At 64.6% G+C, this 24,169-nt stretch carries 25 protein-coding genes and 2 tRNA genes; 12 read left to right on the forward strand and 15 right to left on the reverse strand.

The window, feature by feature from the left end:
• The first annotated feature begins 166 nt into the window (after positions 1-166).
• Together MXAZACID_RS11255 and MXAZACID_RS11260 are read left to right on the forward strand one after the other, a co-directional pair.
• Positions 167-1,162 (forward strand): polyprenyl synthetase family protein, encoded by a 996-nt coding sequence (locus MXAZACID_RS11255; protein ID WP_234731065.1) that lies wholly within the window; start codon positions 167-169, stop codon positions 1,160-1,162.
• An 85-nt stretch (positions 1,163-1,247) separates the two neighbouring features.
• Positions 1,248-2,222, forward strand: coding sequence for a bifunctional helix-turn-helix transcriptional regulator/GNAT family N-acetyltransferase (locus tag MXAZACID_RS11260; RefSeq protein WP_039885197.1), 975 nt, complete (start codon positions 1,248-1,250; stop codon positions 2,220-2,222).
• 55 nt (positions 2,223-2,277) lie between these two features.
• Here the strand turns inward: MXAZACID_RS11260 and yajC are convergent, their stop codons facing one another.
• Complete coding sequence (gene yajC, locus MXAZACID_RS11265; RefSeq protein ID WP_008494480.1) at positions 2,278-2,637, reverse strand: preprotein translocase subunit YajC; 360 nt, start codon at positions 2,635-2,637, stop codon at positions 2,278-2,280.
• 74 nt (positions 2,638-2,711) lie between these two features.
• Here yajC and MXAZACID_RS11270 point away from each other — a divergent pair, with 74 nt between their 5' ends.
• Together MXAZACID_RS11270 and MXAZACID_RS11275 are read left to right on the forward strand one after the other, a co-directional pair.
• The gene (locus MXAZACID_RS11270; protein WP_008494481.1) at positions 2,712-3,566 is read left to right on the forward strand and encodes an ATP-binding protein; all 855 of its coding nucleotides are present in this window, start codon (positions 2,712-2,714) and stop codon (positions 3,564-3,566) included.
• Between the two features lie 47 nt (positions 3,567-3,613).
• A tRNA-Ser gene (locus MXAZACID_RS11275) sits at positions 3,614-3,703 on the forward strand.
• Between the two features lie 136 nt (positions 3,704-3,839).
• Here the strand turns inward: MXAZACID_RS11275 and MXAZACID_RS17865 are convergent.
• The 6 genes from MXAZACID_RS17865 to MXAZACID_RS11305 all read right to left on the reverse strand — a co-directional run bounded on the left by MXAZACID_RS17865 (position 3,840) and on the right by MXAZACID_RS11305 (position 9,539).
• Positions 3,840-4,877 (reverse strand): Hint domain-containing protein, encoded by a 1,038-nt coding sequence (locus MXAZACID_RS17865; protein WP_008494482.1) that lies wholly within the window; start codon positions 4,875-4,877, stop codon positions 3,840-3,842.
• 156 nt (positions 4,878-5,033) lie between these two features.
• On the reverse strand, positions 5,034-5,315 hold the full coding sequence (locus MXAZACID_RS11285; protein ID WP_144052753.1) for a hypothetical protein: 282 nt from the start codon (positions 5,313-5,315) through the stop codon (positions 5,034-5,036).
• A 39-nt stretch (positions 5,316-5,354) separates the two neighbouring features.
• Positions 5,355-5,430: transfer RNA gene (locus MXAZACID_RS11290), tRNA-Thr, on the reverse strand.
• Positions 5,431-5,544: 114 nt separating this feature from the next.
• Positions 5,545-7,725 carry an RNA degradosome polyphosphate kinase gene (locus MXAZACID_RS11295; protein ID WP_008494484.1) on the reverse strand — a complete coding sequence of 727 codons (2,181 nt, stop codon included), beginning with the start codon at positions 7,723-7,725 and terminating at the stop codon, positions 5,545-5,547.
• Between the two features lie 54 nt (positions 7,726-7,779).
• Positions 7,780-8,439 (reverse strand): chromosome replication initiator DnaA, encoded by a 660-nt coding sequence (locus MXAZACID_RS11300; RefSeq protein ID WP_008494485.1) that lies wholly within the window; start codon positions 8,437-8,439, stop codon positions 7,780-7,782.
• Positions 8,436-9,539 (reverse strand): AI-2E family transporter, encoded by a 1,104-nt coding sequence (locus MXAZACID_RS11305; RefSeq protein ID WP_234730179.1) that lies wholly within the window; start codon positions 9,537-9,539, stop codon positions 8,436-8,438. The genes MXAZACID_RS11300 and MXAZACID_RS11305 overlap by 4 nt, the downstream gene beginning before the upstream one ends.
• A 109-nt stretch (positions 9,540-9,648) precedes the next feature.
• Here MXAZACID_RS11305 and purM point away from each other — a divergent pair, with 109 nt between their 5' ends.
• From purM to MXAZACID_RS19370, 3 genes are read left to right on the forward strand one after another with little or no spacing between them, the layout of a single operon-like run.
• Complete coding sequence (gene purM / locus MXAZACID_RS11310) at positions 9,649-10,677, forward strand: phosphoribosylformylglycinamidine cyclo-ligase (RefSeq protein ID WP_039885198.1); 1,029 nt, start codon at positions 9,649-9,651, stop codon at positions 10,675-10,677.
• Positions 10,677-11,273 carry a phosphoribosylglycinamide formyltransferase gene (gene purN / locus MXAZACID_RS11315; RefSeq protein WP_008494488.1) on the forward strand — a complete coding sequence of 199 codons (597 nt, stop codon included), beginning with the start codon at positions 10,677-10,679 and terminating at the stop codon, positions 11,271-11,273. The genes purM and purN overlap by 1 nt, the downstream gene beginning before the upstream one ends.
• 44 nt (positions 11,274-11,317) lie before the next feature.
• A complete protein-coding gene (locus tag MXAZACID_RS19370) occupies positions 11,318-11,491 on the forward strand; it encodes a hypothetical protein (protein ID WP_155992649.1) in 174 nt (57 codons plus the stop codon).
• On the opposite strand, the gene MXAZACID_RS11320 is transcribed toward MXAZACID_RS19370, so the two are convergent.
• The 7 genes from MXAZACID_RS11320 to MXAZACID_RS11350 all read right to left on the reverse strand — a co-directional run bounded on the left by MXAZACID_RS11320 (position 11,488) and on the right by MXAZACID_RS11350 (position 18,238).
• Entirely contained in the window at positions 11,488-11,949 is a 462-nt protein-coding gene (locus MXAZACID_RS11320) for a GNAT family N-acetyltransferase (RefSeq protein WP_008494489.1), read from the reverse strand. The genes MXAZACID_RS19370 and MXAZACID_RS11320 overlap by 4 nt on opposite strands.
• Positions 11,946-12,704, reverse strand: coding sequence for a S49 family peptidase (locus tag MXAZACID_RS11325; RefSeq protein WP_008494490.1), 759 nt, complete (start codon positions 12,702-12,704; stop codon positions 11,946-11,948). Before MXAZACID_RS11325 ends, MXAZACID_RS11320 begins: the two co-directional genes overlap by 4 nt.
• 47 nt (positions 12,705-12,751) lie before the next feature.
• Positions 12,752-13,795, reverse strand: a complete 1,044-nt coding sequence (locus tag MXAZACID_RS11330) for a cyclopropane-fatty-acyl-phospholipid synthase family protein (protein ID WP_008494491.1) — start codon at positions 13,793-13,795, stop codon at positions 12,752-12,754.
• 340 nt (positions 13,796-14,135) lie between these two features.
• Complete coding sequence (gene rplI, locus MXAZACID_RS11335; RefSeq protein ID WP_008494492.1) at positions 14,136-14,696, reverse strand: 50S ribosomal protein L9; 561 nt, start codon at positions 14,694-14,696, stop codon at positions 14,136-14,138.
• 16 nt (positions 14,697-14,712) lie between these two features.
• Positions 14,713-14,988 (reverse strand): 30S ribosomal protein S18, encoded by a 276-nt coding sequence (rpsR, locus tag MXAZACID_RS11340; RefSeq protein WP_008494494.1) that lies wholly within the window; start codon positions 14,986-14,988, stop codon positions 14,713-14,715.
• Complete coding sequence (gene rpsF, locus MXAZACID_RS11345) at positions 14,988-15,461, reverse strand: 30S ribosomal protein S6 (protein WP_008494495.1); 474 nt, start codon at positions 15,459-15,461, stop codon at positions 14,988-14,990. Before rpsF ends, rpsR begins: the two co-directional genes overlap by 1 nt.
• Before the next feature lie 218 nt (positions 15,462-15,679).
• Complete coding sequence (locus MXAZACID_RS11350) at positions 15,680-18,238, reverse strand: bifunctional acetate--CoA ligase family protein/GNAT family N-acetyltransferase (protein ID WP_008494496.1); 2,559 nt, start codon at positions 18,236-18,238, stop codon at positions 15,680-15,682.
• Positions 18,239-18,339: 101 nt separating this feature from the next.
• Here MXAZACID_RS11350 and MXAZACID_RS11355 point away from each other — a divergent pair, with 101 nt between their 5' ends.
• The 4 genes from MXAZACID_RS11355 to MXAZACID_RS11370 are packed head-to-tail and all read left to right on the forward strand — an operon-like array spanning position 18,340 to position 22,452.
• Positions 18,340-19,836 carry a replicative DNA helicase gene (locus MXAZACID_RS11355; RefSeq protein ID WP_008494497.1) on the forward strand — a complete coding sequence of 499 codons (1,497 nt, stop codon included), beginning with the start codon at positions 18,340-18,342 and terminating at the stop codon, positions 19,834-19,836.
• Complete coding sequence (alr, locus tag MXAZACID_RS11360; RefSeq protein WP_008494498.1) at positions 19,833-20,903, forward strand: alanine racemase; 1,071 nt, start codon at positions 19,833-19,835, stop codon at positions 20,901-20,903. Before MXAZACID_RS11355 ends, alr begins: the two co-directional genes overlap by 4 nt.
• A complete protein-coding gene (locus tag MXAZACID_RS11365) occupies positions 20,900-21,685 on the forward strand; it encodes an ABC transporter permease (protein WP_008494499.1) in 786 nt (261 codons plus the stop codon). Before alr ends, MXAZACID_RS11365 begins: the two co-directional genes overlap by 4 nt.
• Positions 21,682-22,452, forward strand: coding sequence for an ABC transporter ATP-binding protein (locus MXAZACID_RS11370; protein WP_008494500.1), 771 nt, complete (start codon positions 21,682-21,684; stop codon positions 22,450-22,452). The genes MXAZACID_RS11365 and MXAZACID_RS11370 overlap by 4 nt, the downstream gene beginning before the upstream one ends.
• A gap of 6 nt (positions 22,453-22,458) precedes the next feature.
• On the opposite strand, the gene bioD is transcribed toward MXAZACID_RS11370, so the two are convergent.
• Complete coding sequence (gene bioD, locus MXAZACID_RS11375; protein ID WP_008494502.1) at positions 22,459-23,103, reverse strand: dethiobiotin synthase; 645 nt, start codon at positions 23,101-23,103, stop codon at positions 22,459-22,461.
• 94 nt (positions 23,104-23,197) lie between these two features.
• On the opposite strand from bioD, the gene bioB reads away from it, so the two are divergent.
• On the forward strand, positions 23,198-24,169 hold the full coding sequence (gene bioB / locus MXAZACID_RS11380) for a biotin synthase BioB (protein ID WP_008494503.1): 972 nt from the start codon (positions 23,198-23,200) through the stop codon (positions 24,167-24,169).

Here is a 24,169-nt window from a genome sequence, read left to right on the forward strand (position 1 = left end):
ATGCCCGGCGCGCAGCTGCCGGTAGGCCAGCCGCCCGCCCAGCAGCGTGCCCGCACTCGTCTCATCCTCGACCACCCGCTTGACCCTTCCGACAACCCGCCTGATATGGTGCTAACGCAATTTGCTTGGATAGGTTAGGGCGCTGATTTTGGACAATGCGACCCCTTTGACGACAGAGCCGACCACCGACGCGCTGGCCCGCCTGACGGCGCTGCTGGAGGCAGAGCTGCAGGCGACGAACGAGGCCATCGTGGCGCGGATGGACAGCCCGGTGGCGCTGATCCCGCAGCTGGCGGCGCATATCGTCGCGGCGGGGGGCAAGCGCATGCGCCCGCTGCTCACCCTCGCGGCGGCCAAGCTCTGTGGCTACACCGGCGGGCGGCAGGTCAATCTCGCCGCCTGTGTGGAGTTCATCCATACCGCAACGCTGCTGCATGACGATGTGGTGGATGAATCGCTGCTGCGCCGGGGCTTTGCCTCCGCCAATGCGGTGTTCGGCAACAAGGCTTCGGTGCTGGTCGGGGATTTCCTGTTCTCCCGCGCCTTCGAGCTGATGGTCGAGGATGGCTCGCTGGAGGTGCTGCGCATCCTCTCCTCCGCCTCCGCCACCATCGCCGAGGGCGAGGTGTTGCAGCTGACCACCCAGAACGATATTTCCACCACGCCGGAGACCTATTTCGAGGTGATTCGCGGCAAGACCGCAGCTTTGTTCGCGGCGGCCTCGGAAGTGGGCGGGGTGATTGCCGGGGCGAGTGCGCAGGATTGCGCCGCCTTGCGCGATTTCGGCATGGATCTGGGCATGGCCTTCCAGCTGGTGGATGACGCGCTGGATTACGCCGCCAACCAGGCGCAGCTCGGCAAGACCGTGGGCGATGATTTCCGCGAGGGCAAGCTGACCTATCCGGTGATCCTGGCACTGCAGGATGCCGATGCGGACGAGCGCGGCTTCTGGCAGCGCACGCTGGAAGCCAGCGAGCAGACCGAGGAAGATCTGGCCACCGCGCTGAAGCTGATCGAGAAACATGATTGCACGGCGCGCACCATCGCCCGCGCGGATGCGTTCATCGATAGCGCCGTGAACCGCCTTGCCGCCTTCCCCGAGAGCGAGGTTCGCGCCGCCCTGGCCGGGGTCGCGCGTTACACCACCGCCCGCAGCCACTGATTTTAGAGCCCCCCTATTGCCATGCGGGGCTTTCCAGCGCAAAAACATAGCAAGTTATATGTCTTGTTATATTTATGGTGCGGGAATGAGCGGCGATATTCTGAAGGAGCGTCCGGCTTTGTTTCTGGCCAGCCGATTGAAGCGGCTGGCGGAGCGGATGCAGGGCGATGTGGCGGCACTCGGCGGCGCGGTGGGGCTGGAGATCCAGCCCGCACAATATTCGCTGTTGGCGACATTGGATGCGTATGGCCCGCAGACCATCGGGGAATTATCCCAGGCGATGGGGCTGAGCCAGCCGGCGATCACCCGCAACGCGGCGAAGCTGGCGCAGATGGGGCTGGTGGCGATCGACCGGCTGCATAAGGACCAGCGGCACAAGACGGTTTCGCTCACCGCGCGGGGCGAGGCGGATATGGCCTGCTCGAAGGCGCTGGTCTGGCCGCAGGTGGAGGCGGCGGTGAGGGATCTGCTGGCCGGGATGGAGACGCAGTTTCTGGCGCAGATCGATGCGATCGAGACGGCTTTGGCGCAAAAGCCGCTGCACCAGCGTTTTGCCCCGGCCGGGCTGCGGCTGCTGCCCTTCAGCGATGAGCGGGCGGCGTTGTTCGGCGCCATCAACCGGGAATGGATCGAGGCGATGTACCGGCTGGAGCCCGCGGATCTCGACGTGCTGGATCATCCGCGGGCGCGGATCATCGAAAAGGGCGGGGAGATCTGGTTCGTCGAGGCGCAGGGGCTCGGGGTGGTCGGCACCTGCGCGCTGCTGAAGACTGGCGAGGGCCAGTATGAGCTGGGCAAGATGGGGGTGCTGGAGGCGGCAAGGGGCCGCAAGGCGGGGGAGTTTCTGCTGCGCGAGATGATCGCCAGGGTGCGGGCGCTGGGGGCGAGGCGGCTCTATCTGCTGTCCAACAGCAGATCCGCCGCCGCCGTGCATCTATATGAGAAGCTGGGCTTCCGGCATGACGAGGGCATCATGCGGGAATTCGGGGCGCGCTATGAGCGCTGCAATGTCGCCATGCTGTTCCCCTTGAGCGCGAACGGCGCCAAGGCAGCGGCCTAGGGGAGTAAAAGTTTGGGGGGTGGGGGCTTTTTTCAAAAAGCCCCCAAGTTCCGTCTTACTTCTTCACCGAGTCATTGGCCGGCGCGGCCGGCGCCAGCACGGTGGTGATGGTCGAGCGCACGATGCTCACTGTCACGTTCGGGGCGATCTCGACCTCGATCTCGTTGGAGCCCTCGGCGGTCTTCTTCACCAGCCCGACGATGCCGCCGGCGGTGACGACCTTGTCGCCGCGCTTGAGCCCGCCGAGCTTCGCTTTCAGCTCTTTCTGCTGCTTCTGCTGCGGGCGGATGAGCAGGAAATAGAAGACGATGACGATGAGGACGATCGGCGCGTACTGCATCAGCGCGGCGATTCCGGCGGGGCCGGAGGCGGCGGCGCCGGAAGCGGTTTGCGCATAAGCGGCGGACATGAACATGGGCACTCCTGGTTGCCGTGAAGTTGCGCGGACCATAGGGTGCGCGCCGATGCAGTCAACAGGAGGAGACGAGAATGGATGATGACCTGTTGCGCCGGATCGCCGAGGCGCTGGAGCGCCTGGCGCCGCCGCCGCCGCGCACCCCGGATTTGATGCAGGCGGATGCCTTCGTCTGGCATCCGCACTCTGGCGGGCTGAGCCCGGTGAAGCAGGTCTCGCGGGTGGAGATTTCGCTGCTGCAGGGGGTGGAGAGCCAGAAGGCGCTGATTCTGGAGAACACGCTGCGCTTCGCCAAGGGCTTGCCGGCGAATAACGCCATGCTCTGGGGCGCGCGGGGGATGGGTAAATCCTCGCTGGTGAAGGCGGCCCATGCCGAGGCCAACCGGCAGCTGAAGGATTCGCTGGCGCTGATCGAGATCCACCGCGAGGATATCGGCTCGCTGCCGGCACTGCTGAATGTGCTGCGCGCCGCCCGGCGCCGCAGCCTGATCCTGTGCGACGATCTCTCCTTCGAGAAGGGCGATGCCGATTACAAGGCGCTGAAATCCGTGCTGGATGGCGGCATCGAGGGGCGGCCGGAGACCGTGCTGTTCTATGCCACCTCCAACCGCCGGCATCTGATGCCGCGCGACATGATCGATAATGAGCGCTCGACCGCGATCAATCCCGGCGAGGCGGTGGAGGAGGCGGTGTCGCTCTCCGACCGGTTCGGGCTGTGGATCGGCTTCCATAACGGCGACCAGCAGCAGTTTTTCGCGATGGTCGAGGGCTATGCGGCGGCCTACGGGCTGCCGATCGAGACGGCTGAGCTGCGCGCGGCGGCGGTGGAATGGAGCATGACGCGGGGCAGCCGCTCCGGGCGGGTGGCCTGGCAGTTCATCCAGGATCTGGCCGGGCGGCTCGGGGTGCGCTTGACCTTGGAGGCCTGACGCGGGAAAGGATGGCCGCCGGGTGGATATAAACGCCCGGCGGCGCTGGAAGGGTGGCCGAGTGGTTTAAGGCAGCGGTCTTGAAAACCGCCGTGCGTGCAAGCGTACCGTGGGTTCGAATCCCACCTCTTCCGCCATCTCACGGCCTCCTAAAACCGCCTCTGTACTGAGCCATGCGCAAGCGTGAACGCAAGGTGGGGCGATCCGTCCCACCTTGGACGCCCATTGCTCGCTAAAACAAAACATAGAGCCTCAAGCTAAAAGCTTGAGGCTCTATGCGGCCTCGGCCGTCAGCTGCTGCCGCAGGGCAGCGGGCAATTGACGGGCGGACTTCACGCGCGGCATGTCCATTTCGGCGATCGGCGCCAGGGGCGCGGTGCGCTCATCCCAATTATGGAAACTCCGACGCTCGGCATTATCGACAAAGCTTTCCGCTTCCAGCCCTTCAGCCAGCAGCAGCTCATGGCTGCTCAGCTCAACATGATAATAGGTGAAGCATTCCGGCACATTCGCGTCCCGCAGGATGGTTGTGCCGTTCACCAGGGCGCTCGCTTGCACCAATATATTATCCAGGCAAATCGCGTGGTCCGGCGAGAGCAGCAAGTCGCGCTTCGGCAGGCCGGCGCCCAGCGCCCCGGCGGTGATGCGAATCGGCAGCGTGCGAAGCGGATCAGCGAAGCGGGTGGAGACGTGGCTCTGGCCAAGCCAGCGCACCTTCATCGGCCCATTGCGCGTCAGCACGAGATCGCCCGGCTGGAGTGACTCTACCGGCACGTCGCCGGTCGGGGTGGCCAGGCGGACGCCGGCATAGAAGCAGAGGGTGGTCACGGTGCTGACCTCGGTGCCGCTCGAGGTCAGGGTCAGCGCGTTGTAGCCTTGCATCAAGGCCGAATATTGCGCGTTCCCGCTGGTCGTGTTGGTTTCCTGGCCCAGGAAGAAGACCGGGTTGGTGGCCGAATTCCAGTCCAGATGCAGATCCGTAAAGGTCGGTCCGGTTCCGGAGGACGAGGCCTCGGGAATGAAAATCTCGTACCCCGAGTTCGTGCCGTTCGAGGTGTTGTAATTAATCCCGCTGCCGCTGGATTGATTGCCGACAAGTGTCCCCGCGTTGTTCAGGGTGAAGGTCTCGGTGGTGACGCCGCCGGCGGTCAGCGTTTCCGTCAGGGAGATGGTGCCTGTCTCGCTGATCAAGGTCCCGGCGCTGTTATAGGTCGCGAAAAGATGGCCCGAAATCGTCTCGCCACCGGAAACGCCGGAAGCAGGGCTGAACACCGCGTTGGAGAAGGTGGTTGAAACAAGTGTATTGGCCATAAAACGCTCCGGATCAAAAATTTTTCACTGCGACGAAAAGCAGGAAACATTGCGAAAGCGCGGCTTTTATTCAGGATGAATGTATAAAAGTAAATAAATTAGAAACAAATTTTCTCGTTATTCGAGACAATTATCTGTGATAAATATAAAATTGTCTCATTTTTGATTAAAAATCGGTGTGAGGCCCGTGCTGGATCGCTCTGTCAGGCGCAGCGGATGGCGCGGGTCGCGCAATACCCGAAAACCAGATCCCCGCCGCGCCAGCGGGCGCTGCGGGCTGAACTCAAGCGACACGAGCGCGAGCGCTGGCGCCGGGCGAAGACGCGGGCCGATTTCACGGATTGATGGCCATTCCCGCCGCGCGGCGGCGGAAAAAAGATATTCTTTTTTCGGCTGGTCCGCATAAGGTCCGTGATTTCGAAGCGTCTCCCGCGTCATGCGCAGGTTCGACTGAAATCTTTGTTTTCCTGGAAAACCTGGTGCCGTCCGCCGGAATCGAACCGGCGACCTACTGATTACGAATCAGTTGCTCTACCAACTGAGCTAGGACGGCATGAGCCTGTGCGGCCGGTTGGGCGTATGGCACAGGGAAATCCAAAAATCCAGCCTCAAGCGGGCATGGCGGAGCGGGAATTTCCGTCCCGCTTTGCACCTTTGGCGGGCGCCGCTAGTCCATCCGGCGTTTGTATTTTGGCTTCACCCGCTCAGTGGCCAGGCCGCCATGCAGGGCGGAGCCGCGGCCGGAGAGAGAGGGGTTGGTCATGAAGTAGTCATGCGCGGAGGCTGGCGGGTCGCCGGCGGTGACGCGCACCCAGCTGCCATCGGCGCGCAACTCGGAGCTCTGCGCGTCGTCCCGCAGATTGACGACCATGATCTGGTCCAGGATCTGCGCATGCACGGTGGGGTTATGGATCGGCACCAGCGTTTCCACGCGGAAATCCATGTTGCGCTCCATCCAGTCGGCGCTGGAGATGAACAGCTTGTTCTCGCGCGAGGGCATGGCCTGGCCGTTGGCGAAAATATAGATCCGTGAATGCTCCAGGAAGCGCCCGACGATGGATTTCACCTTGATCGTCTCGGAGAGGCCCGGCACGCCGGGGCGCAGGCAGCAAATGCCGCGCACCACCGCCTGGATGGGCACACCCGCCCGGCTGGCCTCGTAGAGATGGTCGATCAGCTTGGCATCCACCAGCGAGTTCATCTTCAGCCAGATGCCCGACGGCTTGCCGGCCTTGGCATTGGCGATCTCGTGGTCGATCTGCTGTTCCAGCGTCTTGCGGGTGGTCAGCGGTGAGAAGGCGAGCTGCTCCATGGCCTCCGGCTTGGCGTAGCCGGTCATGTAGTTGAACAGCCGCGCCGCGTCGCGGGTCATCGCCGGATCGCAGGTGAAGAAGCTGAGATCGGTATAGATGCGCGCCGTGATCGGGTGGTAATTGCCGGTGCCGAAATGCGCATAGGCGCGCAAGCTGCCGGCCTCGCGCCGCACCACGTAGGAGAGCTTGGCGTGGGTCTTCAGCCCCACGAAGCCGAACACCACCTGCACCCCGGCAGCTTCCAGCGCCCGGGAGAGGCGGATATTCGCCTCCTCATCGAAGCGGGCCTTCAGCTCCACCATGGCGGTGACGGATTTGCCGGCCTCGGCGGCTTCGATCAGCGCCTTGACGATGGGGCTGTCGCGGCTGGTGCGATAGAGCGTCTGTTTGATCGCGACGACATTCGGATCGATGGCCGCCTGGCGGAGGAACTGCACCACCACATCGAAACTCTCGAACGGGTGATGGACCAGAATATCCTTGGCCCGGATGGCGGCAAAACAATCCCCCGCGAAATCGCGGATACGCTCGGGAAATCGAGGCGTGTAGGGGGCGAAGAGCAGGTCGGGCCGGTCATCGACGATCAGCTGCTTCACATCGACCAGCCCGATGATGCCGGATTCGGTGTAGACCTCCTCGGGCGGGGCCTCGACCGCGTCGATCACCAGCTCGCGCAGATCATCGGGCATGTCGGCCTGGATGGTGAGCTGGATGGCGACACCGCGGCGGCGGCGCTTCAGCGCGCTTTCGTAAGAGCGGACCAGATCCTCGGCCTCCTCCTCGAACTCCACGTCCGTATCGCGGATCAGCCGGAACAGGCCGGAGCCCTGGACCGAGAAGCCGGGAAACAGGCGCTGCATGTTCATCGCCACCAGCTCTTCGAGCATGATGAAGCGGATCGGGCCGGTGCCGGAGGGCAGGCGGATGAAGCGCTCGATCTGGCTGGGCAGCGGGATCAGCGCCGACATCTGGCCGCGATCATCGTCGCGCGCCAGGGAGAGCGCCATCACCAGCCCCATATTCGGGATGAAGGGGAAGGGGTGCGCCGGGTCCACCGCCAGCGGGGTGAGCACCGGGAAGACGCGTTCCATGAAATAGGAATCGAGGAAGCTGGCATCGTCCGTGGTCAGCTCGGCGGCGGCCAGAACCACCAGCCCGGCCTTGGCCAGCAGGCCCCGCACCTCATCAAACGCCGATTGCTGGGCGTTGATCAGCTCGCGCGAGCGGATTTTGATCGCCTGCAGCTGCTGGGCGGGGGTGAGGCCGTCGGCGGAATGTTCCAGCACCCCGGCGCGAGCCTGGCCGATCAGCCCGGCGACGCGGACGGAGCAGAACTCATCCAGGTTGGAGGCGCTGATGGAGACGAAGCGCAGCCGCTCAAGCAGCGGGTGCCGGGCGTTGCGCGCCTCCGAGACCACCCGGAAATTGAAATCCAGCCAGGAGAGTTCCCGGTTGATGAAGCGGGCGGGGTCATGCAGCCCGATCGCATGGTCGGGCGCGGTTTCAACGACAGGCGGGGGATTCTGCTGGTCCATGACCGATTTATACCAAGGTCATCAAAGATGACATGTTATGATTGAGTAAAAACTTTACGCGTCGGAGGCGATCTCCGCCAGGATTTCCATGGCCATCGGGCGGGTGATGCGCGCCCCGCGATCCATCGCCAGCCGGTCCAGCCGGGCGATGGCTTCGCGGTAAAAGGCGGGCGCGCGGGGGAGGTGCAGGAGCAGCAGGTTGCGTACTGGTAGGGGCAGGCTGAGCTGGCGGGCGGCGGCCAGGCGGGTGAGCAGCGCTTCCAGCAACTCATCCTCCGGGGCGCGGATTTCGACACTGGCGGAGGCGCGCAAGCGGCTGGTCAGGTCCGCCAGCTTGTAGCCCATGCGGATCGGCGGCGGGCGGGAGGCGAGCAGGACCGGCAGCCCGTCCTCGGCGGCAGCGTTGAGCAGGTGCAGCAGGGCGGTGGGTTCGGGCGTGAGATCGGCATCGTCCACCGCCACCGGGCGGGTGGGGCGGATGAGGCCGCGCAGCGAGGCGCCATCGACAATGCGCGCGTCTTGGCTCTGCGCCCAGAGATGCAGCAGATGGGTTTTGCCGCAGCCGGCCTCGCCCCACAGCACCAGCCTTCCATTACTCCAGGCTTCCGGCCGGGCCAGCCATTCGCGCGCGGCCGCGTTGGAGGGGGCGGGGCAGAAATCCTCCTCCGTATAAGGCAGCGACAATTCCGCGAAGGGCAGGACGAGTTGCCTCATTCGGGCGGAGCGTCGAGATAAAGTGGCGAGAGCAGATAGCGGCGCAGCCAGAAGCGGGTGAGGACCCCCAGCGTGGCGGTGACCGGCACCGCCAGCATGATGCCGAGGAAGCCGAACGCGGCGCCACCGGCGAACAAGGCGAAGATCACCCAGACGGCGGAGAGGCCGACCCGGTCGCCCAGGAAGCGGGGCTGGATGATATAGTCATTCAGCCCCTGGCCGACGGCGAAGACGATCAGCACCGCGATTACCCCATGCCAGCCCTGATTCTGGCTGAGTGCCAGCAGCATCGCGGTGATGCCGCCCAGCAGCGTGCCGACATAGGGGATGAAGGAGAGGATGCCGGCAGTGAGCCCGACGATGAGCCCGAGATCCAGCCCGATCACGGTGAGGCCGATGGCGTAGATGGCGGCCAGGGCGAGGCAGCAGATCGCCTGGCCGCGGATCCAGGCGGAGAGGATCTTGTTGATCTCCACCGCCTGGGCGCGGATCAGACCTTCATAAGGCCGCGGCAGCCAGCTATCGACATGGCGGATGATGCTCGGCCAGTCACGCAGGAAATAGAAGGTGACGACCGGGGTGACGATGAGCAGGGTGAGCACATTCACCACCGCGAAACCGCTGCCGATGATGTTGGAGGCGGCCTTGCCGGCATAGGTCACCAGCGTATCGGCTTGGTTGGAGGCCAGATCCTGCAGCTTGGTGCGCAGCTGATAGGGCAGGCGGTGCTGCAGATTGCGCATCAGGCTGGCGAAATCCGCCTGGACGGTCTGGATATAGGTGGGGACGTTGGAGATGAAGGATGAAGCCTGCGCCGCGATCACCGGATAGAGCAGCAGAATGAACAGAAGTACGGCCACGCCGAAAGCCAGCAGCACCAGCAGCGTGCCATAGGGCCGGCTGATGCCGAGATCGTCGAGGCGTTCCACCAGGGGATCAAGGAAATAGGCCAGTCCGGCGGCGACGACGAAGGGCAGCAGGATCGAGGAGAAAAGCCGGAAGCAGAGCCAGCATGCGGCCATCACCACGACCAAGAGCGCCAGACGCTGCCACTGCACGCGCTTATAGCGCTGCATATCGGCCTTGTTTTCGTACATCATGCCCCCTGGTAAGATTGCGCGGCCCCGCCGGCTGTGTTGAAAGGCGGCGGGATTTCGCCGGAATTTTGAAGCAGCGCCATGGCGCTGGCTTAGCGCATCGGAGGCTGACATGACTAGCGTGACGTACCGGGATGCCGGGGTGGATATCGAGGCGGGCGACGCGCTGGTGGAAGCCATCAAGCCGATGGCCAAGGCGACGACCCGTGCCGGCGTGATGGGCGGGCTGGGCGGCTTCGGCGCGCTGTTCGATTTGAAGGCGGCGGGCTTTACCGACCCGGTGCTGGTCTCCACCACCGATGGCGTCGGCACTAAGCTGAAAATCGCCATCGAGACCGGGATCCACGACTATGTCGGCATCGATCTGGTGGCGATGTGCGTGAATGATCTGGTGGTGCAGGGTGCGGCACCTTTGTTCTTCCTGGATTATTTCGCCACCGGGGCGCTGGATGTGGATGCCGCCAAGCGGATCATCGCCGGCATCGCCGAGGGCTGCAAGCAGGCCGATTGCGCCCTGGTGGGCGGTGAGACGGCGGAAATGCCGGGCATGTACGCCAAGGGCGATTATGATCTGGCCGGCTTCTCCGTGGGGGCGGCTGAGCGCGGGGCGCTGCTGCCGGCCGGCGTGGCGCCGGGAGATGCGATTTTGGCGCTGCCCTCCTCGGGCGTGCATTCCAACGGCTTCTCGCTGGTCCGCCGGATCATGCAGGATGCCGGGCTGGGGTGGGATTCGCAGATCCTCGGCCAGCGCGCGGCCGAGCTGCTGACCACCCCGACCCGCATTTACGTGAAGCCGATGCTGGCGCTGCATAAGGCCGGGCTGATGAAGGCGGCGGCGCATATCACCGGTGGCGGCCTGCCGGGCAATCTGCCGCGTGCGCTGCCGAAGGGCTGCGGCGCCAGGCTGAACGGCCCCTGGGCGATGCCGGAAATCTTCTCCTTCCTGGCGCAGACCGCGAAGGTGGCGCCGGAAGAGATGCTGCGGGTGTTCAATTGCGGCGTGGGCATGACGCTGATCGTCAGCGATGCCGAGGCCGCGATGGCGCTGCTGCGTGAGGCTAGCGAGCAGCCTTTCCTGCTCGGCCATGTCACCGCCGAAGAGGGCATCGTCGTCGCAGGCCAGGATAAGCTCTTCGCCTGATGAAGCCGCGCGTTGCGATTCTGATCTCCGGACGCGGCTCCAACATGGTGTCGCTGGTGAAGGCCGCGCAAGCGCCAGAGTTTCCGGCTGAGATCGTGCTGGTGCTCTCCAACAAGCCGGAGGCGGCCGGGCTGGAGATTGCGCGCGGGCTTGGCGTTGAGGCGATGGCCGTGCCGGCCAAGCCGTTCGGCAAGGACCGTGAGGCGCATGAGCGGGCGATCGACGCGCAACTGCGGGCGCGGGATGTGCAGATTATCTGCCTAGCTGGCTATATGCGGCTGCTCACCCCCTGGCTGGTGCAGCGTTGGGCGGGGCGGATGCTGAATATCCACCCCTCGCTGCTGCCGAAATTTCCCGGGCTGGATACGCATCAGCGCGCCATCGAGGCGGGCGAGGCCGAGCATGGCTGCACCGTGCATCTGGTGACGGAAGGCATGGATGAAGGCCCGGTTCTGGGCCAGGCGCGGGTGAAGCTGCTGCCGGGCGATGACGAGGCGGCGCTGGCGGCACGGGTGCTGGAGCAGGAGCACAAGCTCTACCCGGCGATGCTGGCGGAACTGGCGCGCAAAATCAGCTTGCCTACGAAACAGGGCTGAGGATAGGTTTTCCGCAACGAAACAGACGACGCGGGAAACCTCACATGACCAGCACCCACCCGGAGGGCCATGCCCACGCCCCGGCCAGCGAGTATGACATCGATTTCGATACCCCCGCCCGGCAGGGATGGCAGCGTTTCGGTAAATTTCTGGCGCTGAATGTCGCGGCGGTGGTGTTCGGGCTGCTATTTATCGGCGCGCTGACAGTCTGGCGCTAATCTTCCGCGATCACCTGACGCAACAGGCGGCGCTTGGTGTCGGCGAAGCCCATTTTTCTGTAGAGGCTGTAGGCGCGTTCATTATGCGCCTCCACCTCCAGCAGCAGGACGCGGATGCCAACCTCGCGCGCCGCGGCGATGGCGAGTCCCACCGCTTGCCGGCCCAGCCCCCGGCCGCGCAAAGCCGGGATCAGATAGATATCGTCAATGAACCCGTCAGTGCCGCCATTCTCGACGCTGTAGCCCAGCGTGAGCACGAAAAAGCCGGCTGGCGCGCCCTCATGTTCGAGCAAAAAGGCGGGGGCCAGGGCTTCACCCGCGCAGATATGGGCGATGGTGGCTTCTCCGGCCGCATCCAGCGGGGAGCCGTCTTCCAGGTGGAAATCCCGGCACATTTGCAGGAACAAGTCGGTGTCGGCCGGGGTGGCGCGGCGGGTGGTCAGGCTGGACATGGTCATTTGACTCGGATGCTTGCGGCGCGTTCCTCGGCGACATCCAGCATCGCTTCCGCCGCGTTGCGGAAAATCAGGCGCCAGAGGCCGCGCGGCGGCTTGGGTTTCAGCCAAAGCGGGCGGGCTTTCTCGCCGCCGAGGGCTTTTACGATTTGCTCGACATCGCCGAAGCCATCGATCAGCCCGAGGGCTTTGGCCTGCTCGCCCAGCATGTAGCCGCCATCGAAAATGCGGGTTTCATCGCTGGTCAGGCGGCTGCCACGGCGGCTGCGGACCCAGTCCTTGAACATCACATGGATATCGTCGAGCAGGCTTTGGGTGAAGGCTTCGTCCTCGGCGCGGCGCGGCGCGAACATGTCGTTGCGGCGCTTGTTCGCGCCGGCGGTGAGGGTGCGGCGCTCGATGCCATAGCGGGCGATGAAATCGCTGAGGCCAAAGCCCTCCGTCACCACCCCGATGGAGCCGACGATGGAGAGGCGCGAGGCGTAGATCTCATCCGCCGCGCAGGCCAGCCAATAGCCGCCCGAGGCGCCGAGATCGCCGATCACGGCGGTGACCTTGATGTCAGTTTTTTCAGCCCGGCGGCGGATCAGCTGGCCAATCAGGTCAGACTGGGTGGCCGAGCCGCCGGGGCTCTCGATCGCCAGCACCAGATGGCCGGATTTCTTGGCCAGCGCAAAGCCGCGCTCCAGCAACGGGGCGCAGCCTTCGAGGTTCAACATGCCCGGCCGCGCGGCGATGATGCCGCGCAGCTGGACCACGGGAATTTTAGGCTTTGAAAAAGGGAGCCACATGGCTCCCTTATCCGTCATTCCGCGGCGGAGGCAAGCTGTGCGGCGCGGCGTTCGGTGTCGTACATATAATCGCGGGTGAGCTTCAGGGCTTCCTGCTGGCGCACCAGCTGGATCTGGAAGTTCATATGGTCGGAGAGGCGGAAGGTCAGCTCGGAGCCGGAGAGATAGAATTCAAACATCCGGCAGAAGCGTTCGTCATAAAGCGAGGCGATCGTATCCCGGTTGGCGGCGAAGCGCCGGCGCCAATGCGCCAGGGTCTTGGCGTAATGCAGGCGCAGGATTTCGATATCCGTGGTACGCAGCCCCGCTTTCTCCACCGGCCCCAGAACCTCGGAGAGGGCAGGGGAGTAACCGCCGGGGAAGATATATTTGGCGATCCAGGGGTTGGTGGCACCGGGCCCGTCGAAGCGGCCGATGGAGTGGATCAGCGCCACGCCATCCGGCTTCAGGCAGGATTTCACGGTCCTGAAGAAGGTTTCGTAATTCGGCGCGCCGACATGCTCGAACATGCCGACCGAGACGATGCGGTCGAATTGCCGGTCCATGGCGCGGTAATCGATCAGTTCGAAATTGACGCGATCTTCCAGCCCTTCCTGCTTGGCGCGGGCACGGGCGGCGGCCAGCTGCTCCTCGGAGAGCGTGATGCCGGTGACCTTGGCGCCGAACTCCTTGGCCAAGGTGAGGGCCATTCCGCCCCAGCCACAGCCGATATCAAGCACTTCGAGGTCAGGCCGGTCCAGCTTCAGCTTGGCGGCGATGTGACGCTTCTTGGCCAGCTGCGCCTCTTCCAGGGTCACCTCGTCCGAGGTGAAATAGGCGCAGCTATATTGCCGGTCGCGGTCGAGAAAGAGGGAATAGAGCCGCCCGTTCAAATCATAATGATGGGCGACATTGCTCTTGGAGCGGATGGCGTTGTTCGCCTGCAGGATGGGCCTCATCAGGCGCCCGGCATTTTCCGCGATTTTCAGGATGGGAAGGTTGGTGTCCTGGAGATTATCCATCATCACGCACAATACGTCGTGGATGGAACAGTTCAGCGGGATCAAGGTTTCGTTCATGTAGGCTTCGCCGACGGCGAGGCCTGGATTTAGGGCCAATCCCTTAACGGCTTCGTTGTCTTTGAGCCGTATACCGGCCTTGAACCCCTCGCTCCCTCCATATTCGGTCCGTGACCCGTCGGGCCACAATACGAGGAGGGAACCGCGCCGCACCAGTTTGACTAGGCAGCGATCCAAAAGCTTTCGATACAGCCAGATCACGTCAGTCTCCTTGTCTCAAGACTGAACGTAGCTAGTTATTAACCACCGCTAAAAGAAGATGTTCAAGAAAAAAGGCCCCTACATTTTTTGCAAGGGCCTCTTTTAATCGACGGGACGCGGGAATGAGTGCGGGGCCTGATTAGGCCGCCGGTTCCTCTTCTTCCTGGCCGAAGAGCGGGCCGAGATCCGGCTGCTCGTCTTCCTCGCGGGCAATGGTCTCGCCACGCGCCTGCTTCTCTGCCTCTTCGACGGAGCGGGCGGCGTTCACCTTGATCTCGATATGGACTTCCGGGTGCAGCTCGACGCGCACGGCGGAAATGCCCAGATTCTTGATCGGGTGCACCAGCAGGACCTGGCTACGCTCGATGCCCAGGCCGGCCGCGGTGGCGGCTTCGGCGATGTCGCGGCTGGAGACGGAACCGTAGAGCGCGCCGGCCTCGGAGGCCTGGCGGATCAGGGTCACGGTCAGGCCATCGACGCGCTCGGCCACACGCTCGGCTTCCTCGCGGCGCTTCAGGTTCTGCGCTTCGAGGTGAGCGCGCTCATTCTCAAAGCGCTCCTTGTTCGCCTTGGTGGCGCGCACGGCTTTCGCCTGTGGCAGCAGGAAGTTGCGGGCATAGCCCGGCTTCACCTTCACCAGCTCGCCCATCTGGCCCAGCTTCTCGACGCGCTGGAGCAGGATCAGTTCAATGTTTGCCATTGGTCTCTATCCTTCCTCAGCTCAGCACATACGGCAGCAGCGCCAGGAAGCGGGCGCGCTTGATGGCTTTCGCCAGCTCACGCTGCTTCTTGCCGGAGACGGCGGTGATGCGGGACGGGACGATCTTGCCGCGCTCCGAGAGGAAGCGGGACAGCAGACGCACATCCTTGTAATCGATCGCCGGCGCGTTGGGGCCGGAGAATGGGCAGGATTTCTTCCGGCGGAAGAACGGGCGGCGGGCGCCAACGGCGGGGCGGCGCAGGCCGGTGGTCGGTTCGTTGGTCTCGGACATTAGACGTCCTCCTCAGCGGAATACTCGTCACGGTCGGCGCGGAATTCGTCGCGGGCGCGGAATTCCTCACGCTCGTCGAAGCCGCGCTTGCGGCCGGATTCAAAGCGGCCAGCCGGCTTCGGACCACGGAAATTGCGGTCACGCTCATCAGCCTTGCGGGAGAGAATCGCGGAGGGCTCCTCGTTGATCTCTTCGACGCGCACCGTCATGAAGCGCAGCACGTCTTCATTCAGGGTCAGCTGGCGCTCCATTTCCTGCACGGCGGCGGACGGCGCATTGAGGCCCAGAAGGATATAATGACCCTTGCGGTTCTTCTTGATGCGGTACGCGAGCGGGCGCAGGCCCCAATATTCGCGCTTCTGGATGGCACCGCCATCGGTTTCAATGGTCTGGATCGCGGCGTCGGCGACGGCGTCAGCCTGCGCCTGGGTGATCTCGCTGCGCGCGATCACCACGGTTTCATATAACGGCATATGTCCCCCCTCTGGCTTGATCAGCTCAGGCCCTGGTCAGGGCCGCCCGGAATTGGGGTGAGCATAGCCGGGCACGATGCCACGCACCCGGCAGGGAAGGCGCGGCTTAAGCATGACGGGGCGGGGAGTTCAAGAGGAATTGTTGGAAATCTGTACGAAAAGCCAGGATTGGTCAGGCATGGCAGGCCATCGCCGCTGGCGGGGGCAGCGGGCGGCGGTCAGAGGGCGAGGGTGGCTTCCATGATGTCCGGTTCCTCGGGCATGCGGGCGAGGCTGAAGCCGAGCCGTTTGATGAAGGCCAGCATCGGCGCGTTATCCGCCAGAATCTGGCCGGAAATCTCTTTCACCCCCTGGGCGCGGCCCCATTCGATGACGCTTTTCATCAGCGCCGTGCCGAGGCCGAAGGTCTTGGCGCCGGGATCGATGGCGACGGCGAATTCGGCCGAGGTGCCATCGGTGTCGTTGCAGACCAGCCGGGCGACGCCGACCGTGTCGCCCGTCGCCTCATGCACGGCGATCATCGCCATCTCGCGGGAATAATCGACATCGGCGAGGCGCACGATCTGCTCGATCGGCAATTGCTTCATCGGTGAGAAAAACCGGTAGCGCATATCTTCCGAGGAGAAGCGCGCGATCATCGCGGCATGGGCGTCGGCATCCTCGGGGCGGATCGGGCGCAGCAGGAAATTCTGGCCGCGGGCGGTGTAATGGCGGATCAGCTCACTCGGGTAAGGCGGGATGACCAGAGCCGGGCGCGCGGCGCCGGCAGGGCGCAGCCAGATGCGGGCGCTGGCCGCCACCGCGCCGAGCGGTGAGGCGAAGAGAGGGTCGATATCGAGCGCCTGGATTTCAGGCGTATCGATGATCAGCTGCGAGACCCGGACCAAGGTCGCGGCGATGGCCTCTTCATCCGCCGCCGCCTGGCCGCGATGCGCCACCAACTGGCGCGCGATCGGGGCGCGGTGGATCATCGCATGCGCCAAAGTGAGGTTGAGCGGCGGCAGGCCGGTGCTGAGATGGGAGATGGTCTCAGGGTCGCCGCCACCTTCGCCAAAGCTGATCACGGGGCCCAGCATCGGGTCGTCACTGACTCGGATCCGCAGCATGGTGCCGTGGGGCGCCTGCGCCTGTACGACGAAACCGGCCTTGCTGATATCTGCCTTCAGGCTCTGCAGCTGGTTCAAAATCGCGCGGGCGGCGGCGAGAACGGCGTCGGGGTCGGGCAGGTTAAGCACCACGGAGCCGGCCAGCAGGTGGGTCGGCATGTCCGGATGGGCGAGTTTCAGGACCGCCGGAAAGCCCAGCGTCGCGGCGGCAGCGGCGGCTTCGCCCGGGGTGTTGACGTGGCGGCTCTCCAGTGTCGGGATATGATAGGCGCCGATGATCGCCAGCGCCTCGTCCTGCACCAGCTGGTCGCGCCGCTCGGCCCGGGCGGCTTCGATGCGTCCCATCACGCTGGCGCTGTTAGGCTGTACCTGCAGCACCGCGGCGGCGGGAAGCTCGCGCGCCTGGGCCCGGTTGCGGCGGTTTTCCAGCAGATGCCGGAACCCGGCGATGGCGGCCTCCGGACTGTCGAAACAGGCCAGCCGTGCCTGGCTCAGCGTATGCCGGTGGCCAAGCCCGGTGGCCTCGCCCATGGCGGCGATCAGCAACGGGATCTTCACGGTCTTCGCGCAGGCGGTCAGCGCCGCGATCGCGGCGCCGTCATCCTCGCCAGAAGGCGCGTGGATGACCAGAATGCCGCCAATCTCCGGCGCCGAGGAGAGCAGGGCGGCGATGTCGGCCATCGCGGTCGGGCTTTTCTTGCCAGCGAAAATCGGCCCGGTGGCGGGCGGCACCCGGTTGGCGGCGAGGCTGAGGATTTGCGCCGATTCTGGGGAGAGGGTGGCGAGTTTCAGCCCGGCGCGCAGCGCCTCATCGGCGGCCAGGCGCCCGAGAGAGACTGAATTGGTGACGATGGCGAGGGTTTCGCCGCGGGCGGGCTTCACCCGGGTTAGCGTCTCGGCCGCGGCCAGGAATTCGCTGACCGAAGCGGTGAGCAGCACGCCGGCCCGTGCCAGAGCGGCTTCCATCCCGGCATAGGCGCCACCGTTCGGGTCCTTCAGCCGCAAACCAGGGGCAATGGCGACCACCGGGCGCAGCCGTGCCGCCATGCGCGCGGCAGAGAAAAAGGCGCGCGGGTCGCGTAGCCGGTCGATCTCGACCATGATTGCCGCCGTGCCGGGGTCACGGCCGAGATGGTCGAGCACCAGCCCGAAGCCGATTGTCGCATCATTGCCGCCAATGCCGATCAGATGGCTGAACCCAACCTTGTTCGGCACCGCCCAGTCGATGACCGTGCGGGCGATGGCGGAGGACTGGCCGACCAGCGCCACCCGGCCTTTGCCCGGCACAAACGGCAGGGGGCTGGCATTCAACCCCAGCCCGGGCAGCACCATGCCGAAACTATGCGGCCCGAGCGTGCGGATGCCCGCCGCCAGCGCCATCTCGCGCAGGCCGGGGCCTTGCATATAAGACAGGACAATGGCGCCCCGCGCCCCGCGCGCCGCATGCGCGGCCAGGGCGGCCGGAATGTCCGGCGCGTCGTCCGCGACCAGCGCCAGATCGGCATTCACTACCGGATCATGCTCGGCCGTGCCGATGGGGCCGGCAAAGCCGCCGGCGCGCAGATGCGCCAGCACTTTTGCGCCAAGCCTGGTCAGGCTGCCGCTGAGGCAGATGGAGGCCGGGTGGAACAGGCGTGCCGGATCGAAATGCCGCTTCGCCGCGGTGGTCATGATGCGCCTCCTGCTTGTCCCCGCTATACACCGGGGGCGAGGCTGTATCCATGTCGCCTGCCCTGGCGGGGGGGAAGCGACATGGGGTATGAGACAGGCGCATGGACTCCTACGACCCTCCCTCCACCGGCCTGCCCTCGCGTCTCCCGCCCAGTAATATCGAGGCTGAACAGGCGCTGCTGGGCGCGCTTCTGGCGAATAACAAGGCGTTCGAGCGCGTTTCGGACTTCCTGGCGCCCGAGCATTTCGCCGACCCGATTCATGGCCGGATCTTTCAGGCCATCGCGCGGCGGTGCGAGCAAAATCAGGTGGCCGACCCGATCACGCTGCGTGCCGAATTGGAGCACTCCGGCGTGCTGGAGGAGGTGGGCGGCACCGCCTATCTGGCGCAGCTGCTCTCCGCCATGGTCGGCATCATCAATGCCGGCGATTACGGGCGGCTGATCCATGATGCCTGGCTGCGCCGGCAACTGATCGATATCGGCGAGGTGATGGTGAATGACGCCTTCGCCTCGGAAGCCGAGCTGGACGGCAAGGCGCAGATCGAGCGCTCCGAGCAGGCCTTGTTCAACCTCGCCACCAAGGGCGGCGCCGAAGGCAAGGGGATCTCCTTTCACGACGCGCTGGTCGCGGCGATCGAGCTGGCGGAAAAGGCGTTCCGCAACCAGGGCTCGGTCTCCGGCCTGGATACCGGCCTGCGGGATTTGAACAAGCGCACCGGTGGTCTGCATAAGTCGGACTTGGTGATTCTCGCCGGGCGCCCCGGCATGGGCAAGACCGCTCTGGTGACCAAGATTGCCTTCGGGGCCGCCAAGGCGATGCTGAATAATGCCCGGGCCGAGAACCCGAACGCCATGGCCAATCAATGCGTGGCGATCTTTTCGCTGGAAATGAGCGCGGACCAGCTGGCCACCCGTCTTCTGGCCGAGCAGGCGCGGGTTTCGGGCGACAAGATCCGCCGTGGCGAGATCTCGACCAAGGATTTCGACACCTTCGTGCGGGTCAGCCGGGAGATCGCGGATGTGCCGTTGGTGATCGACGATACCCCGGCGATCACCCTCTCCGCCTTGCGCACCCGTTGCCGGCGCTTGCAGCGTACCCAGGGGCTGGGGCTGGTGATCGTGGATTATTTGCAGCTGATGCGCCCGGCCTTGGGCACCAAGCCGGAAAGCCGGGTGCTGGAAATCAGCCAGATCACCCAGGGGTTGAAAGCGATCGCCAAGGAACTGGCGGTGCCGGTGATTGCCCTCTCTCAGCTCTCGCGTTCGGTGGAAAGCCGCGACGACAAGCGCCCGCAGCTCTCGGATCTGCGTGAATCAGGGTCCATCGAGCAGGATGCCGACATGGTGATGTTCATCTACCGCGATGAATATTACTTGGCGCAGCGCGAGCCGAAGATCACCACCTTCGAGAACGAGGCGAAATATCAGGAGGCGCATGAGAAATGGAAGGCGGATATGCAGTCCGTTTACCAGAAGGCCGAGCTGATCGTCGCCAAGCAGCGTCACGGCCCTACCGGCAAAATCGATTTGCTGTTCGAAGGCGAGTTCACCAGGTTCGAAAATCTCGATACCCACCATAATGATGAGATGATGTGACGGCCTTTCTCGACATCGATCTCGGCGCTGTCGTTGCCAATTGGCGGCTGCTGGCGGGGATGACCAAGGGGGAGGCCGCTTCGGTGGTGAAGGCCGACGCCTATGGGCTGGGTGCGGCGCGGGTGGCGCCGGCCCTGGCGGCGGCGGGCTGCACGACCTTTTTTACCGCGCATCTGGCGGAAGCGGTGGCGCTACGGGAAATTCTGCCCGATGCGCGGATTTTGGCGTTGAACGGGGTGGCGCCGCATAGCGCGGCGGCTTTCATAGCGCACAGGTTGACCCCGGTTCTGGGTTCGCTGCATGACGTCGAGCAATGGCGCGCGGCGGCCGGCCGGCTGGAGCGCAAATTGCCGGCCTTTCTGCACCTGGAAACGGGCATGAACCGGCTGGGCCTCTCCGTGCAGGAATTGACGGTTTTGCGGGAGGAGCCGGCGCGGCTGGAGGGGATCGTGGTTGACACGGTGATGACCCATCTCATTGCCGCCGAGATGCCGGATGATCCACGCAACCGCGACCAGTTGGCCCGGTTTCTGGCGCTGGCGGGGCAATTTCCGGGGGCGAAACGCAGCATCGCGAATTCGCCCGGCAGTTTCCTGGGCGAGGCGTTTCATCTGGATCTGATCCGTCCAGGGGCTGCGCTGTACGGGCTCAATACCAGCCCCGCGCAGGCCCAGCCGATGCGGCCGGCGGTCAGGTTGCGGGCGCCGATCCTGCAGATCCATGACATTCAGCCCGGCACCTCGGTTGGCTATGGCGGTGCCTGGACCGCGCAGCGCCCGAGCCGGATCGCCACCATCGGCGTGGGCTATGCGGATGGACTGCATCGCAGCCTTTCAAATCGCGGCAGCGCGGTTTTTGACGATACCCCGGTTCCCCTGGTAGGCCGGGTGTCGATGGATCTATCCACCTTCGACGTGACCGACGTGCAGGCCAAGCCGGGCGATCTGCTCACCCTCCTCGATCCGGCCCATGGTCCGGATGCGCTTGGACGTGAAGCGCAGACCATCGGCTATGAAATATTGACCTCTTTGGGGCGCCGCTATGAGCGGCGATATATCGACGCATGACGATCCTGTTGGATGCGGTGGCCTGGCTCGGCGCGCTCGTGCTTGGGGTCGTGGAGTATATCGGCGAGCTGGGGATCTTCGCGCTGCGCGGCGTGTCGCATATGGTCCGGCCGCCCTTTTATCCGCGCCAGCTGGCCCGCGCCTTTATGGAAATCGGTTTTTTCTCGCTGCCGGTGGTGGCGCTCACCGCCTTGTTCACCGGCATGGTGCTGGCGCTGCAATCCTATACCGGCTTTTCCCGCTTCGGCGCGGAAAGCGCCATTGCCTCGGTGGTGGTGCTCTCCGTGACGCGCGAGTTGGGGCCGGTTTTGGCCGGGCTGATGGTCTCCGGGCGCGCCGGTGCGGCGATCGCCGCCGAGCTGGGCACGATGCGGGTGACGGACCAGATTGACGCGCTTTCCACCTTATCCACCGATCCGATGAAATATCTCGTGGCGCCGCGCTTGCTGGCCGCGACCATCGCCTTGCCGCTGTTGGTGATGATGGCCGATATTCTGGGGGTGATGGGCGGGTTTCTGGTGGCGACGCAGAAATTGGGCTTCTCCTCCGGTGGGTACCTCACCAGCACATTTTCCAATCTGCAGAGCCAGGATGTCGTCTCCGGCCTGATCAAGGCGGCGGTGTTCGGGTTCGTGATCGCGCTGATGGGCTGCTTTAATGGCTATCGCTCGCGCGGCGGCGCCCAGGGCGTCGGCGCGGCGACGACCTCGGCGGTGGTCTCGGCCTCCATTCTGATTCTGGCGCTCGATTACGTGCTGACACAGGTGTTGTTCGTCAAATGAGCGAGATTAAAATCCGTATCCGGGGGCTGAAAAAGCATTTCGGGGCGAAGAAGGTGCTGGATGGGGTGGATCTCGATATCGCCGCCGGCACCGGGCTGGTGGTGATCGGCGGGTCCGGTACCGGCAAGTCGGTGTTGCTGAAATCCATACTCGGGCTGGTCACCCCTGACGCCGGGGTGATCGAGATTGACGAGGTGGATGTGCTGAAGGCCCCCGCCGCGCAGGCGCGGGCTTTGCGTCAGCAGATCGGCATGCTGTTCCAGAACGGCGCCTTGTTCGATTCTTTGTCGGTCTGGGAAAATGTCGCCTTCGGCCCGCTGGCGCAGCGCAAGGTGAGCCGGGCGAAGGCCAGGGATCAGGCCATCGAGGTTTTGGCCCAGGTCGGGCTGGGGGCGGATGTGGCGGGCTTGTCGCCCTCCGAACTCTCCGGCGGCATGCAAAAACGCGTCGGCCTGGCGCGGGCGATCGCCGCGCGGCCGGCGATCATGTTCTTCGACGAGCCGACGACGGGGCTGGACCCGATCATGGGGGCCGTGATCGACGAATTGATCGTCGATTGCGTTAAAAAGCTGGGCAGCACCTCGATCGCCATCACCCATGACATGGCCTCCGCCCAGCGCATCGGCGACAAGGCGGCGATGCTTTATGATGGGCGGATCAGCTGGACCGGCCCGGCGCCGGAGCTGCTGACCACGACCGATCCGGTGGTGGAGCAATTCACCCACGGGCGCGCGCACGGGCCGATCAAAATGGCGCTCAGGAAATAGCCAGCCTCAGAGGCTGAGAGCGAGGGGTGCGAAATCCCCCGTTTGCGCATTCCGGGGAATGGTGACGATGTCGCAGGGCAGGTAGCGGGAGATCGCGGCTGCGGTTTCGGCGGTGGGCACCGGGGCCACCGGGCTTTCATTCAAAAGAATCGCCCGGATAGGAATGTCACGGCGCAACAGGAACTCAGCCGTGGTGATGCAATGGCTGATGCTGCCCAGATAGCTGCCGGTGACCAGCAGCACCGGGAGGTTCAGATCCTTGATCCAATCCGCTGTCATCCGGGTCTCGGTCAAAGGAACCGCCGCGCCGCCGGCCCCCTCGATCAGCGTGGTCCCCCGCGCCAACTCGGCACGGCAGAAGGCGAGCAAGGCCTCATAAGAGATGCTCTGGCCTTCGCGCGCCGCCGCCATGTCAGGCGAAAGCGGGGCCTTGAAGCGCCAGGGGGTGATGGCGGCGATCTGCGCGGCATCAACGGTCCGGCCCATCGCGGCAAGCAGTTGGCCGGAATCGGATTCGGCGGCGTTGCCGTCCTCGAACCCGGATAAGAGCGGTTTGATGGCCCGCAGGGCCGGGTTGGCGCGCAAAAGCCCGGCCGTGCAGAAGGTTTTACCGGTATCGGTGCCAGTGGCGGTGACAAAATAGCCTTTCATGCCGCCTGCACTACCCCGAATAGCCGGCATGGGCCACCGGGTCTTTCCTCAGAGTTTGCTTGAGGTTAGTCTGGAGGATATTGCCGCGTCTGGAGTGTTCTGCGCCGTGCCTGAAAGCCATATCGAAATCCGTGCCCGTTGGACCCGCGCCGAGGTGCAGGCCTTGTTGGATCTGCCCTTTCCGGAGCTGCTGTTCCGGGCGATGAGCGTTCACCGCGCGCATTTCGACCCGACGCGCGTCCAGATTTCGACCCTGCTCTCGATCAAGACCGGCGGCTGCCCGGAGGATTGCGGCTATTGCCCGCAGGCCGCCGAGTACGAGACCGGGACCAAGGCCTCGAAGCTGATGGCGATTGAGACGGTGCTGGAAGAGGCGCGCGCCGCGAAGGAGAAAGGCGCTGGCCGCTTCTGCATGGGGGCCGCCTGGCGCAGCCCGAAGGACCATGATCTCGACACGGTGTGCGAGATGATCGAAGGCGTGAAGGCGCTGGGTATGGAAACCTGCGTGACGCTGGGCATGCTGGACCCGTTCCAGAGCCGGAAGCTGAAGGCGGCGGGGCTGGATTATTACAATCACAACCTGGACACCTCGCCCGAATATTACGGCAAGGTGATCACCACCCGGACCTACCAGGACCGGCTGGATACGCTGGATGCGGTGCGTGACGCGGGCATCAATGTCTGCTGTGGCGGCATCGTCGGCATGGGCGAGGATGAGAGCGACCGCGCCGGGCTGATCGCCACCTTGGCCAGCCTGCCGACTCCGCCGGAATCCGTGCCCATCAACGCGCTGGTCGCGGTCGAGGGTACCCCGCTGGCGAAGGCGGAGAGGATCGACCCGATCGATTTCGTGCGGGTTGTCGCGGTGGCGCGCATCACCATGCCGAAGAGCTATGTGCGTCTCTCCGCCGGCCGTGAGGCGATGAGCGACGAGGCGCAGGCGCTGTGCTTCATGGCGGGGGCGAACTCGATCTTCCATGGCGAGAAGCTGCTGACCACCAAGAACGCCACCGTGCCGCGCGATGAGGCGCTGTTCGCCAAGCTGGGTCTGCAGCCGGCGCAGTAA

It is taken from the genome of Acidocella sp. MX-AZ02 (assembly GCF_000306035.1).
GTDB lineage: Bacteria > Pseudomonadota > Alphaproteobacteria > Acetobacterales > Acetobacteraceae > Acidocella > Acidocella facilis.